Here is a 16,642-nt window from a genome sequence, read left to right as displayed (position 1 = left end):
CGGGGGCCGGGGGGGGCCCCCCCCCCCGCCGGGGGGGGGCGCGGGGGGCCCCCGGGGGGGGGGGGGGGCCCCCCCCCCCGGGGGGGGCCCCCCCCCTGGGGCCGCCGGTGGGGCGGGCCCCACCGCTGTGTGCTCGGACGCTCTCAGTCCGCGGGCGTCCCGCTGCGCAGCCGCTCGTAGTAGGCGGAGCACTCCGCGTACGACGGGAGCAGTCCTGACCGCTCCGCCTCGGCCAGGGAGGGTGCCTGCGCGTCCTTCTCCGACAGCACCGGCGCGATCCCCTCGGGCCAGGCGATGCCCAGCTGCGGGTCCAGCGGGTGCACGCCGTGCTCCCGACCCGGCGCGTAGCCCGTCGAGCACAGGTACACCACGGTGGCGTCGTCGGTCAGCGCCATGAACGCGTGCCCGAGCCCCTCCGCGAGGAAGACGGCGTGCCGCGTGTCGTCGTCGAGCCGCACCGCCTCCCAGCTGCCGTACGTGGGCGAGCCGACGCGGATGTCGACCACCACGTCAAGGACGGCACCGCGCACACAGGTGACGTACTTGGCCTGGCTGGGCGGCACGTCGGCGAAGTGCACCCCGCGCAGCACGCCCCGCCTGGAGACCGAGCAGTTCGCCTGCGCCAGTGACAGGTCGTACCCGGTGGCCTCGCGGAACTCCTCGCCGCGGTACCACTCGTGGAAACTGCCGCGCTCGTCCGGGAACACCTTGGGCTCCAGCACCCAGGCGCCCTCTATGCCCAGCGGTCGCACCCGCTACCTCCTGCTGTTCTTGATCCGGGACACCGCACCGCGCAGCACCCTGCCGAGCTTGCGGCGCACCTTGCGGGCCAGCCGCTCCAGACCGCCGGGCCTCGGCGCGCGCACCGCGCGGACCGTCGCGCCCGTGGCACGCAGGGCGAACGGCAGCGCGAGGTGGCGCGGTTCGGGCGCCTCCGGGACGGGGTTCAGCGCGACCCGCCAGGTGGCGCCGCGCAGTTCGGCGACCGGCAGTTCGGCCGCCAGCACCGCCCCCGTCCGGTCCGCGGTGGGGGAGAGGGTGCCGGGCACGTCCACGATCCGCGTGGAGCCGAGCCGCAGCACGACCTTGGTCTCCCCGGACACGTGCAGCGGTACGGCCACTTCGATCCGGTCACCGGAGACGGTGACGGTCCCGGGCGTGACGCGGTCCAGACCGAGCCGCTGGGGCGCGCGGTCCACGGCGAGGGCGAGGTTGCCGTGCGGGTTGGTCCAGTACGGCAGGACCGTACGGCCGCCCGCGAGGGCCGCCTGCGGCTCGGGCCGGTCCTCGACCGGGGCCGGGCCCAGCCGGCACTCCTTGGTCCATCCGCCGAGCCGGACCCGGACGAAGGCGTCCCACAGTCCGCCGGCGGGTGCCACCCCGTCGGCCGCGGTGGCCGGGTCGACGGTGGCCGTGACCCGCAGCACCAGGCGGACGCGCTCGCCCTCGGGCACCGTCTCACGGGTGACCTCGACGGGCTGGAAGTGCTGGGCGGCGCTGGCCCGTTCGCGCAGCAGCAGGTCGCCGGTGGCCGTGCCGAAGCGGGCGACGCAGTCGGCGGACACCCAGGCGATGGCCTCGGCGACGTCCAGCGGCGGACCGTCGGTGGCCGGGGCGCCCTGGGCGGGGAAGAGCATCGGCTCGCCGCCGGAGGTGAACTCGGTGCGCAGTGTCACCCGCAAGGTGCCGTCCTGCCACTCCACGCCCTCGGGGACGGCCCGCAGGCCGATGCCGGCCTCCCACTCGGCGAAGGCCACGGCGTCGTCGTAGCGGTCCGCGGCGATCAGCGCGGCCACGAGCCGCTGGGTCGGCGGGAGCCCGGCTGCGACACCGGGGCCGAAGCGCTCGACGACGGTGGCGTGGATCTCCGCGAACAGGGCGCGGCGGTACTCGTCGGGCAGCGCCAGCATCCGCTTGCCGCGCAGCCGCTCGACCATCTCGTTGCGCAGCCAGCGGCGGAAGAGACGGTCCCTGAGATCGCCCGGCTTGGTGTAGGTCTCGACGACGTCGAGGGCCTCACGCAGGTTCTTGAAGTACCCCGCCGGGTCGAACTGCTGGAAGCCGGCGTTGGAGGCGTCGTCGCGGCGCACATGGTAGTAGCACACGTAGTCGCTGAGCACGGAGACATTGCCCGCGCGCAGATATGCCTCGGCGATGAAGACATGGTCCTCGAGGCGCCGGCGGCCCTCCGGGAAGCGCAGCTGGATGTCGTCGAGGAAGGCCCGGCGGAACATCTTGTGCGGGGTGAGGCTGTCGATGAGCGGCGCGTTCTCCACGGACGCGCGCGGGTGGTTGCGGCGAAACAGCTCGACCGGGACGGGACGCCCCTTGCCGGCCATCTTGCCCACGATCACGTCGGCGTCGTTGGCGACGCCGTAGTCGTACATCCGCTCCAGGGCTTCGTCGCCGAGGTAGTCGTCGTTGTCGACGAACATGACGAACTCGCCCCGGGCCGCGGCGATCCCCACATTGCGAGGCTTGCCCGACCATCCGGAGTTCTCCTGGTGGAAGACCCGGACGCGGGAATCCTCGGCAGCGAGCTCATCGAGCCGGGCTGGTGTTCCGTCGGTGGAACCGTCATCGACGAAGATCACTTCGTACTCGTCCGGAGGCAGCGACTGCCTCTGAAGAGATGCGATGCAGTCCTCGATGTACACCCCGGGGTTGTACACCGGGACGACGACGCTGACCTTGACCGGCATGAGGCTCGGTCCCCCTTGGGTCGCTTGTCGTTTCTGTCATGGTGCGGTGCTTGTGGCCAGATGCTAACCCGACGGCATCACGCTTCTCGCTCCGGCCACCGCCGCGATCGCGTACCGATCAGGTGAACGTTGACGAACCCCTGCCGATAGTCGGACTGCGTGAGGAACTCCTGTGAGCCGACATGGAGTTCCCCATTCCTCGATCTTTCTGCGCCGAACGGGAGAACCAGCGGCGGGCTCGGACGGTCATGGCATGTGGGGGCACGTCAAATTCGTTGGACGTCCACGGCGTCACCCCGCTGAGATGGACGGCGTGCTGATCGACACCACGCTCGTACGCCGTCTGCTCACCGCCCAGTTCCCGCGATGGGCCGACCTCCCCCTGGCCCCGGTTCAGCAGTCCGGCATGGACAACGCCACCTTCCGGCTCGGCGAGGACCTGTCCGTGCGGCTGCCCCGGTACGCGCACTGGGCGGGCCAGGTCGCCCGCGAGCACCGCTGGCTGCCGCACCTCGCCCCGAGGCTGCCGCTCGCCGTGTCCGAGCCCCTGGAGATGGGCGCGCCCGGCGAGGGCTACCCGTACCCGTGGTCGGTGTACCGCTGGCTGGACGGCGAGACCGCCACCGCAGAGGGCCTGGCCGACCCGGTCCGGGCCGCCCTCGACCTCGCGGGGTTCGTCACCGCGCTCCAGGACATCGACCCGACCGGCGGGCCCGGCCCCGAGCAGAGCAACGCCTTCCGGGGCGTGCCCCTGGGCGATCCGCGTGACTCGCTGGCCGCCGAGGCACGGGTGCGGCCCAAGCTGGAGGCGTTGCGCGCGACGGGACTCGTCGACGTCGACGCGGTGACGGAGGTGTGGGAGGCGGCCCTCGCGGCGCCCGCATGGCAGAAGCCGCCGGTGTGGATCCACGGCGACCTCGCCCCGGGCAACCTGCTGAGCAGGAACGGTCGGCTGAGCGCCGTGATCGACTTCGGGACGCTGGCCGTCGCCGACCCCGCGGTGGACCTGCTGCCCGCGTTCAACTTCCTGCCTCCCCGGGCCCGGGACGCCTTCCGTGAGGCCGTCGGCGCCGACGACGCCACCTGGGCACGCGCGCGTGGCTGGGCCGTCGCGGGGTCCCTCCCGGTGCCCGACGACCCGTACTTCCAGCAGGACCCGGCCCGCGTCACCCGGGCCCTGGGCCACCTGGAACAGGTGATCGCGGACCACCGCCGGGGCTGAAGCCGGCGCCGATACGAGGGCGGCGACCACGCCGGTGCTGGTGTCAGCCTCGGTGGTGGAAGGGGTCCAGGCGCGGACCCCAGTCCTGATGCCGCCGAGCGCGTCCTCGCGCGGCCACGGCCGCTCGCCCGGCGACCGGCGTTCCTGCCGCGCGGAACAGGCGAGCGGTGGGGGAGATCAGCCGGCGGACGAGGGCCGGGGCGTTTCCGGGCGTAAATCCGTTGGCGCCCCGGGAGCGGATCTGCTGCACTGCTGGGGACCGATCGGCAATCCGTGGAGGAGAGCAGCAGTGCGACTCGCATGCATGTCCAACCGAGAAGACATCACCCCCTCCTCAAAGGACATGACGCTTCGTGCACTTGCTCAACCTCGGGATTCTCGCCCATGTCGACGCCGGTAAGACCAGCCTGACCGAGCGGCTGCTGCACTCGGTCGGAGTCATCGACGAGATCGGCAGCGTCGACGCCGGCAGCACACAGACCGACACCCTCGCGCTGGAGCGCCGGCGCGGCATCACCATCAAGTCGGCCGTCGTCTCCTTCGCGGTCGACGACGTCACCGTCAACCTCATCGACACCCCCGGCCACCCGGACTTCATCGCCGAGGTGGAGCGCGTCCTCGGCGTGCTCGACGGCGCGGTGCTGGTCGTCTCGGCCGTGGAGGGGGTCCAGGCACAGACCCGGGTTCTGATGCGGACCCTTCAGCGGCTGGGCATCCCCACGCTGATCTTCGTCAACAAGATCGACCGGCGCGGGGCTCAGGACGACGGTGTCCTGCGCGCCCTCGCCGAGCGGCTGACGCCCGCCCTCGTCCCGATGGGGCGAGCCGTCGCACTCGGCACGCGCGACGCCGCGTTCGTGCCGGGCCCCGTGCCGGTCGACGTGCTCGCCGACCATGACGACGACCTGCTCGCCGCCTTCGTCGACGGCACGCTCGCGCCGGGGCGTACGCGTGCGGCGCTGGTCGCCCAGACGCGTCAGGCCCTCGTCCACCCCGTGTTCTTCGGCTCCGCGGTCACGGGGGCCGGTGTGCCCGAACTGATCGACGGGATCAAGGAGTTGCTGCCGCGCGCCGACGGTGACCCCGAGGGGCCGCTCTCCGGGACCGTGTTCAAGGTGGAGCGGGGACCGGCGGGGGAGAAGATCGCCTACGTGCGCATGTTCTCCGGAACGCTGCGCACCCGCGACCGGGTTCCCTTCGGGGGTGCCCGTGCCGGCGACACCCGTACCGGCGATACCGGTGTCGGGGAGGCCGGTGGAGGCGACGGTCGGGAAGAGAGCCGGGTCACCGCGGTCAGCGTGTTCGACCACGGCACGGACATCCGCCAGGACGCCGTACCGGCCGGGCGGATCGCGCGGCTCTGGGGGCTCGGCGAGGTCAGGATCGGGGACGCCCTCGGTGAACCCCGCAAGGCCCACGACCGCTTCTTCGCCCCGCCGACCCTGGAGACGGTCGTGGTCCCCGGGCCGGACACGGACCGGCGGGCGCTGCATCTCGCGCTCACCCGGCTCGCCGAACAGGACCCGCTGATCGGGCTGCGCCACGACGAGGTGCGCCAGGAGACCTCCGTGTCGCTGTACGGGGAGGTCCAGAAGGAGGTCGTTCAAGCCACTCTCGCGGACGAGTTCGGGCTCGACGTCGGGTTCCGCGAGACCACGCCGCTGTGCGTCGAGCGACCGGCCGGGACCGGGGCGGCCGCGGAGTTCATCAAGAAGGACGCCAATCCCTTCCTCGCGACGGTCGGCCTGCGCGTGGACCCGGCTCCGGCCGGCTCCGGCATCGCCTTCCGGCTGGAGGTGGAGCTCGGGTCGATGCCGTACGCCTTCTTCAAGGCCGTGGAGGACACCGTCCGCGAGACCCTCGGCCAGGGACTGAACGGCTGGCAGGTCACCGACTGCACGGTCACCATGACCCACTGCGGCTACTGGCCCCGGCAGAGCCACTCCCACCAGGGCTTCGACAAGAGCATGTCCAGCACGGGAGCGGACTTCCGCGGACTGACCCCGCTGGTGCTGACCGACGCGCTGCGCAGGGCGGGCACCCAGGTGTACGAGCCCATGCACCGGTTCCGGGTCGAGGCCCCGGCGGACACGCTGGGCGCGCTGCTCCCGGTGCTGGCGGCGCTGGGGGCGGTGCCGCGGACCACCGAGACGCGCGGTGCCGTCTGCGTTCTGGAGGGCGCGGTGCCGGCGGCCCGGGTGCACGCTCTGGAGCAGCGGCTGCCCGGACTCACGCGCGGCGAGGGGGAGTGGGAGAGCGGCTTCGACCACTACGCGCCGGTCCTGCGCGGCGAGGTGCCGTGCCGGCCGCGCACCGATCACAACCCGCTGAACCGCAAGGAGTATCTGCTGAACGTGACGCGCAGGGTGGGCTCCTGAGTCGGCTGAGAAGCATCGTGTGAAAAAACCTGAGACTTACTCATGAGTCACCAGTGTTGACGATGTCCGGAAAGCGCCTGACTGTAGTGGACATGCCGAATATCCGGGCTCGTCTGCTGGTTGTTCTGGTTGTCCTTCTCGGACCCCTGACGGTGGCGGGCGCCAAGCCCGCCACCGCCGCAGTCCCCCACTCCCTCTGGTTCGACGGCACGGCCCTGACCGTGTCGAACGGACGCTTCGTCGACGGGCAGAGCCGCGAGGTCGTGCTGCGCGGCTACAACGTCTCCGGCGAGACCAAGCTGGACGAGAACCACGGACTGCCCTTCGCCTCCGTGGCCGACGCGAGGAAGTCCGCCACCGCGCTCAGAGCCCTCGGCGGCGGCAACTCCGTCCGCTTCCTGCTCTCCTGGGCGTACGCGGAGCCGGTGCGCGGTCAGCTGGACACGGCCTACCTGTCCGCCGCCACCGCGCAGATGGGCGCCTTCCTGGACGCGGGCATCCGCGTCTACCCCGACTTCCACCAGGACCTCTACTCCCGCCACCTCTTCGACCCCGACAGCTGGTACACGGGCGACGGCGCGCCCAAGTGGGCCGTGGACCTCGGGAACTACCCCGACGAGTCCTGCGGGATCTGCTTCCTGTGGGGCCAGAACATCACCCAGAACGGCGCGGTGAAGGCCGCCCAGTACGACTTCTGGCACAACGCCCACGGCCTCCAGGACTCCTTCCTGAACATGGCCCAGCAGACCATGACGTACGTCAGGCAGCACCTCACCGCCGAGCAGTTCGCGGGCGTCCTCGGCTTCGACCCCTACAACGAGCCGTACGCGGGCAGTTACGACTCCGGCCAGAACAGCCGCACCTGGGAACGCGACCTGCTGTGGCCCTTCTACGTGAAGTTCCGTGCCCGGATGGACGCGGCGGGCTGGCAGGACAAGCCCGCCTTCGTCGAACCCAACCTCTTCTGGAACGGCAACGTCAGCAAGGAGGAGGGCGGCCTCCTCGACGCCGGCACGATCGGCTCCCGGTACGTCTTCAACACCCACTTCTACGACCAGAAGGCCATCTCCGGCATCCTCATGTGGGGCAACGCCTCCGACGGCCAGTACACGACCGACTTCGGCACGGTCCGCGACCGGGCCTCGGCGCTCGGCACCACGGCCGTCGTCAGCGAGTTCGGCCACCCGCTCAACGGCAACACCGCCGGCAAGGCCCCCACCGTCCTCAAGGCGATGTACCAGGCCCTGGACTCCCGGGTGAAGGGCGCCAACTGGTGGACCACGCCCGCCACTTCAGGGCCGGTCCTGTCCGGCTCCCAGTGGCAGTGGGACATCTACCACGGCCGCCATCACGAGCTGATGAACGGCAACCCGGACAAGGTGCTCACCAGCGGCGACGCCTGGAACGACGAGGACCTGTCCGCCGTGCGACTCGACGACTCCGGTACGGCGGTGCTGCGCCAGGACGCCCGGCTCCTGGACCGGATCTACCCGAGCGCCACCTCGGGCAGCACCCTCGCCTTCACCTACGAGGACCGCTCCCGCGACGGTTCCACGACCCTGACCTGGAACCCGGTCCCCGGCAGCCTGCCGAACGTGTCCTCGCTGGTCGGCTCCGGCCAGTACTCCCTGCTGGTCTGGCGCTCGGGCAGCGGTTCGGCACCCACCGAACTGCACCTCCCGGCCTCCTTCCCGAACGCCTCCACCACCGTGGTCTCGGACCTCGGCACGGCCCACGCCCCGCCGGCGTACACCTCGTCCACCCCGATCGGCACGGCCGCCGAGCCCGGCGGCACCGGCAGCCGCCGCCTGCTGCTCACCGACACCGACAGCGGCACCCTGCACTACGCGCTGGTCACCAACGGGGCCACCACGCCCTCGGCCACCGTGCTGAACGCGGCCAGGTCCGAGCTGGCGGCCTGGATGGCGTCGAAGTTCGCCTGACCCTCCCCTGACGTCAGGGTCGAGGCCGGACCCCGACGAAAGGGCAGGTCGATGAGCTACTCCGTGCGGCAGGTCGCGCCCTGGGCCGGAGTGACGGTGCGCACGCTCCCTCACTACGACCGGACCGGCCTGCTCACGCCCGGCACCGCAACCGGGCCTGCGCGGGATCATGCAGACCGGCAGTGCCGGACTCCCGGCCGACGGCGACGACGTCCTGACCGTCGGGGACGTACCGCACGCGCTGCTGTTCCCGCGGGTCGCCGCCGTGGTCCACCACGCCGGCGCGGGCACCTCGGCGGCCGGACTGCGCGCCGGGGTGCCCGCGGTGCCCGTGCCGGTGACGGCGGACCAGCCGTTCTGGGCGGGGCGGCGGCTGGGATCGGGGCCGCCACGGACCCGATCCCGTTCCGGTCGCTGACGGCCGAGACGCTCGCCGGTGCGCTCGGCCGTGTCGTACGCCAGCAGTCCTACAGCCGTGCCGCCATGGCCGCCGCGCGGCTCATGGCCACCGAGGACGGTGCGGGCGAGGCGGTCAAGGCCGTGGCGCGGTCGGTGGGCTGAGCCTCAGGAGGCGGGGCTCGTCCAGTTCGCGGCGACGTGGCCGAGGCGGACCCGCTGCGGGTGGTCGCCGACGGGGACGGACACCGTCTTCTGGCCGGTGGCGAAGTTGATCGCCGTGACCTGGTCGGTGCCGCTCTCCGAGACCACGCAGAGCTTGCCGTCGCCGCTGACCGTGGCCCAGTAGGGCTTGGAGGCGGTGACCAGCGGGCCCTCCTGGAGGGTGGTGCGGTTGACGACGGTCGCGTAGTCGTCCATGGTCCCGGCGACACAGAGCTTGGAGCCGTCGGGGCTCATCGAGAGGCCGTGATGGCGTGAGTCGTTGACGTAGGTGGTGCGGTCGTCGTTGGTCGCCGGGTTCTTCGGCAGGGTCTTCGTCCGGGTGATCTTGTCGGTGGCGAGGTCGTACTCGAAGAAGCCGTTGAAGAACGACACCTGGAAGTACAGCTTGGACTCGTCCGGGGAGAACACGGCCGGGCGGACCGCGTCGGAGTAGTCGCCCAGACCGATCGCGTCCAGCTTCGGGCGCATGTCGATGACCTTGACCTGCTGGTAGGTCGTGGCGTCGACGACCGTGATGCGCCGGTCACCCTTCGTCCAGTCCAGCCACGGGGCGTCGGTGGCGGTGTTCACGTCGCCGATCGCCATGTTGTAGATGTACTTGCCGTCCTTGGTGAAGATGTTCTCGTGCGGCTTGTCGCCGGTGGAGAACTTGCCGAGCTGCTTTCCGGTGTTGACGTCCAGCACGTGCACGGTGTTCGAGGTCGAGGCGGACACTGCCACCCGGGTGCCGTCGGGGGAGACCGCCATGTGGTCGGAGCGGTAACCCGACACGGGGAAGCGCCAGTTGACGGCCCCGGTGGCCAGGTTGATCGACACCACGTCGGCGAAGCTCGGCCGGGAGACGACGACCGACGCGCCGTCCGGCGTGGTGTACATGTCGTCGACGAACTGGTCGTGGCCCTCGCCGACACCGTTGCGGATCGCCATGAAGTAGATCCACCTGATCGGGTCGGCGTTGATCTCCGCCATCCGCGCGTCCTTGTCGGGGATGACGTTGATCCGGCCGATCTTCGCGAGATCGCCGGTGGACCTGAGGACGTCGGCGGTGCCGTCCCAGTTGTTGCCGACGAACAGCACCTCGCGCAGGGCGGCGGCGTCCGCGGCGGAGGCGGTGGTGGCCGGGGCGGTGACGGCCAGGGCGACCGCGGCGGCCAGGGCGCCCAGATGTCGGGGCCTGAGAACAGGCATGACGGCTCTCTCCTCTGAGTGGGGTTCATGAGTAGGACATGCCAAGTCGAAGCGGATGAATCTGAACACAGGTACTTTCAGAGTCAACTTACTGCAAAGTAAGGAAGGGGCACCCTTCTCCACAAGACTGCGTGCACGACAAAATTGGCGAGCCAGTGGACGATCAACCTGGCGAACCACTGGACGATCAACGGAGGTGACCGTGGCGGGCAGGCTCAAGGCGCCGACCGGCCGCTACGGCGGCAAGACCGCCGAAGAGCGCCAGGCGCTGCGGCGCCGGCGTTTCCTGGAGGCGGCGCTCCAGCTGTTCGGCGACACCCCCGGCTACCGGAACACGACGGTCGCCGCGCTCAGCGAGGCCGCCGGGCTGTCGACCCGCCAGTTCTACGAGGAGTTCCGCACCCTGGAGGACGTCCTCGCCGCCCTCCACCTCCAGGTCAACGGCTGGGCCGAGGAGGCGGTCCTGGCGGCGGTGGCCGACGCGGACGCCCTGCCCCTGGCCGAGCGCGCCGCCGCGATCTTCCGGGCGTACTCCGCCAACGTCACCGCCGACCCGCGCCGTATCCGCATCACCTTCGTCGAGATCATCGGCGTCAGTCCTCGCATGGAGGAGCAGCGCCTCGCCCGCCGGGCCGGCTGGATCGACCTGCTGTGCGCCGAGGCGAACGCTGCCGTGGCACGCGGAGAGGCGGCGCCCCGGGACTACCGGCTCCCGGCGGCGGCGTTCATCGGTGCCGTCAACGGGCTGCTGCACGACTGGAGCGCGGGGTGGGTGGACGCGACGCTGGACGAGGTCGTGGAGGAACTGGTCCGACAGCTGCTGGGGATCCTCCGGCCGACGGGGTGGAGCCCGGCCCCCCGGTGAGCGGAGCGCCGCATCCGGACCGGCGGCCGGTGCCCGGGCGGCGCCCGGTCTCGGGCTGGCCTGTCCCGTCGTGCCTAGCTCGTTCGCCTGGTGCGGGGAGCGGCGGCCGGCTGCTGAGGGCGGGAGTGGGCGTACGTAGGCGGCCGGATGACGGCGACGAGTGGACGTACGTAACGCAGTCCGTCAGCCCGCCAGGCGGTTCACCGCGGCCACCACCGGTGCGACGCCGTCCTCCGCGCGGATGCGGGTGCCCAGGGCCCGCGCGCGCTCCCGGTACCCCGGGTCACGGGTGGCCCGGGTCAGCGCCGAGGCGAGCGCGTCGGAGCTCAGCCGCCGCAGCGGGACCACGGTCGGTGCCACGCCCAGGGCGACGAGGCGGGCCGACCAGAAGCCCGCGTCGAACTGCACCGGCACCGGGACGGCCGGCACCCCCGCCCGCAGCCCGGCCGCGGTCGTGCCGGCGCCCGCGTGGTGGACGACCGCGGCCATGTGCGGGAAGAGCGCCGAGTGCGCGACCTCGCCGATGGTCAGCATGTCGTCGCCGTCCGCCGCGAGCCCGCCCCAGCCCCGCTGGATCACCCCGCGCAGTCCTGCCCTGCGCAGGGCGCCCACCAGGGCGGCACTGAGCCGTTCGGGGTGCGGCACGGTCGCGCTGCCCAGGCCGACGAAGACCGGCGGCGGGCCGGCGTCGAGGAACGCCCGCAGTTCGGGCGGGAGTTCGCGCTCCACGTCGTACGGCCACCAGTAGCCCGTGACCTCCAGGCCCGCCCGCCAGTCGCGTGGCCGGGCCACCACGTGCGGGCTGAAGCCGTGATGCACCGGCCAGCCCTGCCGCTCCCGGGCCCGGAACGCGGCCCCGGTCCCCAGCCGCGGCAGACCCAGGCGCCGGCGCAGCGCCGGGACGGTCGCGGAGAAGACCTGCTCGACGGCGAGGCCCACCCCGTGCCCCGCGATCCGGTTGCCGACCGCGCCCCAGGAGCCGCCGCCCGTCATGGGTGGCCCGAACTCCCTGGTGCCGGCGAGGGGTTGCAGATAGACGCCCATGCTCGGCAGGGACAGGCCCTCGGCGACCGTGTGCCCGAGGGGTGCCAGTGAGGCGGACAGCAGCAGGACGTCGCTCCCGCGTGCGGCGGCCAGTACGTCGTCGGCCATCTCCCGGGCCAGGGTCCGTGCCATGCCGACCACCCGCAGCAGCTTCCCGGCGCCGGTCGTGCTGCGGTGCAGCGCCTGGCCGCGCGGGGACCGGAGTTCCGCCCTCGGGTCGATCGGCAGGGGGTGGAAGCCGAGCCCGGACCCCGCCACCAGCGGTGCGAAGGAGCCGTGCGTGACCAGGGTGACCTCGTGCCCGGCCCGCAGAAGGCCGTGCCCCAGACCGGTGAAGGGGGCGGCGTCGCCCCGGGAACCCGCCGTCATGATCGCTACGCGCACGCCCGCCAGTATGGCGGGGGTGGGCTCGCACCGGGGGAATGACCGGGCGGATCCGGCTACTTCACGTCTGTCGCATCCGTTGACTTCCCCCTCGGACGGCTCTACTTTCGGCGCGCGACATGTTCGAGTCTTCGGACCGTGTTCGAAATGTCGAATGAGGCATGTCGAAATGCCGACACCGCTGTCAGGTGTTCCCCCCTGTTTCCCCCCCGCACGAAGGAGCTGCGTGTACCCCCCACCGAAAGACGTCCGACGTGCCAGAGCGGCCGTAGTCCGCGCCCTGGTCCTCGCCCTGACCACCACCGCGGCCCTGCTGTTCGCCCAGCCGACCACGGCGCAGGCGGCGACGAGCCGTCAGATACCGGTGCCCACCGCGCCGATGGGCTGGGCCTCCTGGAACAGCTTCGCCGCCGCCATCGACCACGACGTCATCAAGCAGCAGGTCGACGCGTTCGTGGCGGCCGGCCTGCCGGCGGCCGGCTACAACCACATCAACATCGACGAGGGCTGGTGGCAGGGCACCCGTGACGCCGCCGGCAACATCACCGTCGACGAGTCCGAGTGGCCCGGCGGCATGAGCGCCATCGCCGACTACATCCACAGCAAGGGACTCAAGGCAGGCATCTACACGGACGCCGGCCGCGACGGCTGCGGCTACTACTTCCCCACGGGCCGCCCCGCCGCGCCCGGCTCCGGCAGCGAGGGGCACTACGAGCAGGACATGCTCCAGTTCTCCCGGTGGGGCTTCGACTTCGTGAAGGTCGACTGGTGCGGTGGCGACGTCGAGGGGCTCGACGCGAAGAGCACCTACCAGGCGATCAGCGACGCGGCCGCGAAGGCCACGGCCACCACGGGCCGTCCGCTCACCCTGTCGATCTGCAACTGGGGCAAGCAGAACCCCTGGAACTGGGCCCCGGGCCAGGCCGCGATGTGGCGGACCAACACCGACATCGTCTACTGGGGCGACAAGCCCTCCATGAACAGCCTGCTGACCAACTACGACACCAACCTGCACCCCACCTCGCAGCACACCGGCTACTACAACGACCCCGACATGCTGATGGTCGGCATGGACGGCCTCACCGCCGCCCAGAACCGCACCCACATGAACCTCTGGGCCGTCTCCGGCGCCCCGCTCCTCGCCGGCAACAACCTCGCCACCATGACCGCCGAGACCGCCAACATCCTCAAGAACCCCGAGGTCATCGCCGTCGACCAGGACCCGCGCGGCCTCCAGGGCGTCAAGGTCGCCGAGGACACCACCGGACTCCAGGTGTACGGCAAGGTCCTGTCGGGCGCAGGCAACCGCGCGGTCGTCCTGCTCAACCGCACCTCCACCGCCCAGAACATCACCGTCCGCTGGTCCGACCTCGGCCTGACCAACGCCAACGCCACCGTCCGTGACCTGTGGACACGGCAGAACATCGGCTCGTACGGCACGAGTCACACCACCTCCGTCCCGGCGGGCGGTTCGGTGATGCTCACCGTCAAGGGCGGCACGGAGGCCGCGAGCAGCACCTACACCGGCACGTCGAGCTTCTCCGGCGTGGCCGCCGGCAGCACCGGGGTGAAGACCGTCGACATCGCCTACACCAACACCACCGCCACCGCCCGCACCGCGACCCTCAAGGTCAACGGCCAGGGCACGACGGCGGTCTCCTTCCCGCCCACCGGCTCCTCCCAGGGCACGGTCTCGGTCCAGGTCGCCCTGGCGAAGGGCTCCTCCAACACCCTGACCTTCACCGGCGCGCCGACGCTCGCCGACATCACCGTCCGCCCGCTGCCCGGCACCAACGCCGCCCTCGTCACCGGCACCCAGTCCGGCCGCTGCCTCGACGTCTTCGACCACACCCTGACCAACGGCACCCAGGCCGAGCTGTGGGACTGCAACGGCGGCCAGAACCAGCAGTGGACGTACACCTCCCGCAAGGAACTCGTCGTGTACGGCAACAAGTGCCTGGACGCCTACGACCGCGGCACCGCCAATGGCACCAAGGTCGTGATCTGGGACTGCAACGGCCAGAGCAACCAGAAGTGGAACGTCAACGGCGACGGCACCCTCACCAACGTCAACGCCGGTGTCTGCCTGGACGCCTACGGCGCGGGCACGGCGAACGGCACGCAGATGGTGCTGTGGTCGTGCAACGGGCAGAGCAACCAGAAGTGGACCCTGAACTAGCCACGCGCGCGGGCGAGGTCGCCTCCGCACGGCCTCGCCCGCACCGCGCCCACTCGGCCAGACGCTCGGCGTCGCTCCGGTTCAGGGCCGCACGTGCGGCGGCACGAGACACAGCACCAGGACCGCGGCGAGCCCCGCGCAGCCCAGCAGCCAACCGGCCAGCAGACGGCGGCGCAGCCCCCGGTACACCGACTCGTACTCGTCGCGCAGCCTTTCGGCACGCAGCGCCGTGCCCTGCCAGGAGGCGCGGGCCAGCGCGAGGTACTGGGCCTCGAACCGGCGCTCCACCTCGGCCCGTTGGGTGTCGGTGAGCCAGGACAGCGGCGCGGTGAAGCGCTCGGCGGCCGTGCGTCCCTCCTCCCGGGTGGCGGCGAGCAGCAGATGGCCCTCGACGTCGTTGAGGAACTCGCTCACAGCGACGTCAACTCCCGCTCCCGCGGGGCGGCGTGGTGCAGGTCGAACGCCGGGGACTCGCTGCGGATCCGCGGCAGGGTGAGGAAGTTGTGCCGCGGCGGCGGGCACGAGGTCGCCCACTCCAGCGAGCGGCCGTAGCCCCAGGGGTCGTCCGACTCGACCTTCCTGCCGTACTTCGCCGTGCGCCAGACGTTGTAGAAGAAGGGCAGCATCGAAGCGCCGAGCACGAACGAGAAGACGCTGGACAGGGTGTTGAGCGGCGTCAGGCCCTCCACCGCGAGATAGTCCGGGATCCGGCGCTGCATGCCGTTCACGCCGAGCCAGTGCTGGACCAGGAAGGTGCCGTGGAAGCCGATGAACAGCGTCCAGAAGGTGATCTTGCCGAGGCGTTCGTCGAGCATCCGGCCGGTGAACTTGGGCCACCAGAAGTGGAAGCCGGAGAACATCGCGAAGACGACGGTGCCGAAGATGACGTAGTGGAAGTGGGCGACCACGAAGTAGGTGTCCGAGGTCGGGAAGTCGAGCGGCGGCGAGGCGAGCATCACGCCGGTCAGACCGCCGAACACGAACGTGACGAGGAAGCCGGTGGCCCAGAGCATCGGTGTCTCGAAGGACAGCGAGCCCTTCCACATCGTGCCGATCCAGTTGAAGAACTTCACGCCCGTCGGGACGGCGATGAGGAACGTCATGAACGAGAAGAAGGGAAGCAGTACGCCGCCGGTGACGTACATGTGGTGCGCCCACACCGTCACGGACAGACCCGCGATCGCGATGGTCGCGCCGATCAGGCCCATGTAGCCGAACATCGGCTTGCGGGAGAAGACCGGGATGACCTCGGAGATGATGCCGAAGAACGGCAGGGCGATGATGTACACCTCTGGATGGCCGAAGAACCAGAACAGGTGCTGCCACAGCAGCGCGCCGCCGTTCGCCGCGTCGAAGATCTGCGCACCGAACTTGCGGTCCGCCTCCAGCGCGAACAGCGCGGCGGCCAGCACGGGGAAGGCCAGGAGCACCAGGACGCCGGTCAGCAGCACGTTCCAGGTGAAGATCGGCATGCGGAACATGGTCATGCCCGGGGCGCGCATGCAGATGATCGTGGTGATGAAGTTGACCGAGCCGAGGATGGTGCCGAAGCCGGAGAAGGCCAGGCCCATGATCCACAGGTCGGCGCCGACGCCGGGCGAGCGGACCGCGTCGGAGAGCGGGCTGTAGGCGAACCAGCCGAAGTCGGCCGCGCCCTGCGGGGTGAGGAAGCCACCGACCGCGATGAGCGAGCCGAACAGGTACAGCCAGTAGGCGAACATGTTCAGCCGCGGGAACGCCACGTCCGGCGCGCCGATCTGCAGCGGCATGATCCAGTTCGCGAAGCCGGCGAACAGCGGCGTCGCGAACATCAGCAGCATGATCGTGCCGTGCATCGTGAACGCCTGGTTGAACTGCTCGTTCGACATGATCTGCAAGCCCGGCCGGGCCAGCTCGGCGCGCATGAACAGCGCCAGCAGACCACCGATGCAGAAGAACGCGAAGGACGTGACCAGATACAGCGTCCCGATCGTCTTGTGGTCAGTGGTCGTCAGCCACTTGAGGTGCCTCATGCCCCGCCTGTGTCCGCGCCCGGCCGGGACGTCACACTTCAGGGACGCGACGAGAATCACGGAAGACGGCTGTGACGATCCCGAGGGTGCCGGACACGAACGGA

General features: G+C 71.0%; 11 protein-coding genes and 2 pseudogenes. 7 read left to right on the top strand and 6 right to left on the bottom strand.

Annotated elements, in window-relative coordinates:
• Positions 1-143: 143 nt before the first annotated feature.
• Positions 144-752, bottom strand: a complete 609-nt coding sequence (gene rfbC, locus ACH41F_RS17135) for a dTDP-4-dehydrorhamnose 3,5-epimerase (RefSeq protein WP_391230623.1) — start codon at positions 750-752, stop codon at positions 144-146.
• A gap of 3 nt (positions 753-755) precedes the next feature.
• Positions 756-2,702, bottom strand: coding sequence for a glycosyltransferase family 2 protein (locus ACH41F_RS17130; RefSeq protein WP_398836352.1), 1,947 nt, complete (start codon positions 2,700-2,702; stop codon positions 756-758).
• Between the two features lie 304 nt (positions 2,703-3,006).
• Here ACH41F_RS17130 and ACH41F_RS17125 point away from each other — a divergent pair, with 304 nt between their 5' ends.
• The 5 genes and pseudogenes from ACH41F_RS17125 to ACH41F_RS17105 all read left to right on the top strand — a co-directional run.
• Positions 3,007-3,924 carry a phosphotransferase gene (locus ACH41F_RS17125; RefSeq protein ID WP_391230625.1) on the top strand — a complete coding sequence of 306 codons (918 nt, stop codon included), beginning with the start codon at positions 3,007-3,009 and terminating at the stop codon, positions 3,922-3,924.
• Positions 3,925-4,277: 353 nt separating this feature from the next.
• The gene (locus ACH41F_RS17120; RefSeq protein ID WP_398836349.1) at positions 4,278-6,302 is read left to right on the top strand and encodes a GTP-binding protein; all 2,025 of its coding nucleotides are present in this window, start codon (positions 4,278-4,280) and stop codon (positions 6,300-6,302) included.
• Positions 6,303-6,394: 92 nt separating this feature from the next.
• Positions 6,395-8,245 (top strand): endoglycosylceramidase, encoded by a 1,851-nt coding sequence (locus ACH41F_RS17115; protein WP_398836346.1) that lies wholly within the window; start codon positions 6,395-6,397, stop codon positions 8,243-8,245.
• Positions 8,246-8,296: 51 nt separating this feature from the next.
• A pseudogene (locus tag ACH41F_RS17110) lies at positions 8,297-8,389 on the top strand (MerR family transcriptional regulator); the annotation flags it as partial.
• A gap of 7 nt (positions 8,390-8,396) precedes the next feature.
• Positions 8,397-8,806 (top strand): annotated as a pseudogene (locus ACH41F_RS17105) (glycosyltransferase); the annotation flags it as partial.
• 3 nt (positions 8,807-8,809) lie between these two features.
• Here the strand turns inward: ACH41F_RS17105 and ACH41F_RS17100 are convergent.
• The gene (locus ACH41F_RS17100; RefSeq protein WP_398836344.1) at positions 8,810-10,054 is read right to left on the bottom strand and encodes a YncE family protein; all 1,245 of its coding nucleotides are present in this window, start codon (positions 10,052-10,054) and stop codon (positions 8,810-8,812) included.
• 202 nt (positions 10,055-10,256) lie between these two features.
• Between ACH41F_RS17100 and ACH41F_RS17095 the strand changes: the two genes are divergently transcribed.
• On the top strand, positions 10,257-10,919 hold the full coding sequence (locus ACH41F_RS17095; protein WP_398836341.1) for a TetR/AcrR family transcriptional regulator: 663 nt from the start codon (positions 10,257-10,259) through the stop codon (positions 10,917-10,919).
• A 183-nt stretch (positions 10,920-11,102) separates the two neighbouring features.
• Here the strand turns inward: ACH41F_RS17095 and ACH41F_RS17090 are convergent, their stop codons facing one another.
• Entirely contained in the window at positions 11,103-12,332 is a 1,230-nt protein-coding gene (locus ACH41F_RS17090; RefSeq protein ID WP_398836410.1) for a glycosyltransferase, read from the bottom strand.
• A 241-nt stretch (positions 12,333-12,573) separates the two neighbouring features.
• Here ACH41F_RS17090 and ACH41F_RS17085 point away from each other — a divergent pair, with 241 nt between their 5' ends.
• Entirely contained in the window at positions 12,574-14,526 is a 1,953-nt protein-coding gene (locus ACH41F_RS17085) for a ricin-type beta-trefoil lectin domain protein (RefSeq protein WP_398836339.1), read from the top strand.
• An 81-nt stretch (positions 14,527-14,607) separates the two neighbouring features.
• On the opposite strand, the gene ACH41F_RS17080 is transcribed toward ACH41F_RS17085, so the two are convergent.
• The gene (locus ACH41F_RS17080; protein ID WP_398836336.1) at positions 14,608-14,940 is read right to left on the bottom strand and encodes a hypothetical protein; all 333 of its coding nucleotides are present in this window, start codon (positions 14,938-14,940) and stop codon (positions 14,608-14,610) included.
• Complete coding sequence (gene ctaD / locus ACH41F_RS17075) at positions 14,937-16,538, bottom strand: cytochrome c oxidase subunit I (RefSeq protein ID WP_391230632.1); 1,602 nt, start codon at positions 16,536-16,538, stop codon at positions 14,937-14,939. Before ctaD ends, ACH41F_RS17080 begins: the two co-directional genes overlap by 4 nt.
• Positions 16,539-16,642: the final 104 nt, after the last annotated feature.

The organism is Streptomyces sp. NPDC020489 (genome assembly GCF_044386545.1).
Lineage (GTDB): Bacteria > Actinomycetota > Actinomycetes > Streptomycetales > Streptomycetaceae > Streptomyces.
Note: the sequence above shows the minus strand (reverse complement) of the source record. Positions and strands in the feature narration are given on the sequence as shown.

What these genes read in the sequence shown, in the direction of transcription:
- ACH41F_RS17130 (WP_398836352.1), bottom strand. Translation starts at nt 2,702, where the DNA reads ATGCCGGTCAAGGTCAGCGTCGTCGTCCCGGTGTACAACCCCGGGGTG.
- ctaD (WP_391230632.1), bottom strand. Translation starts at nt 16,538, where the DNA reads ATGAGGCACCTCAAGTGGCTGACGACCACTGACCACAAGACGATCGGG.
- ACH41F_RS17115 (WP_398836346.1), top strand. Translation starts at nt 6,395, where the DNA reads ATGCCGAATATCCGGGCTCGTCTGCTGGTTGTTCTGGTTGTCCTTCTC.
- ACH41F_RS17125 (WP_391230625.1), top strand. Translation starts at nt 3,007, where the DNA reads ATGGACGGCGTGCTGATCGACACCACGCTCGTACGCCGTCTGCTCACC.
- ACH41F_RS17100 (WP_398836344.1), bottom strand. Translation starts at nt 10,054, where the DNA reads ATGCCTGTTCTCAGGCCCCGACATCTGGGCGCCCTGGCCGCCGCGGTC.
- ACH41F_RS17090 (WP_398836410.1), bottom strand. Translation starts at nt 12,332, where the DNA reads ATGACGGCGGGTTCCCGGGGCGACGCCGCCCCCTTCACCGGTCTGGGG.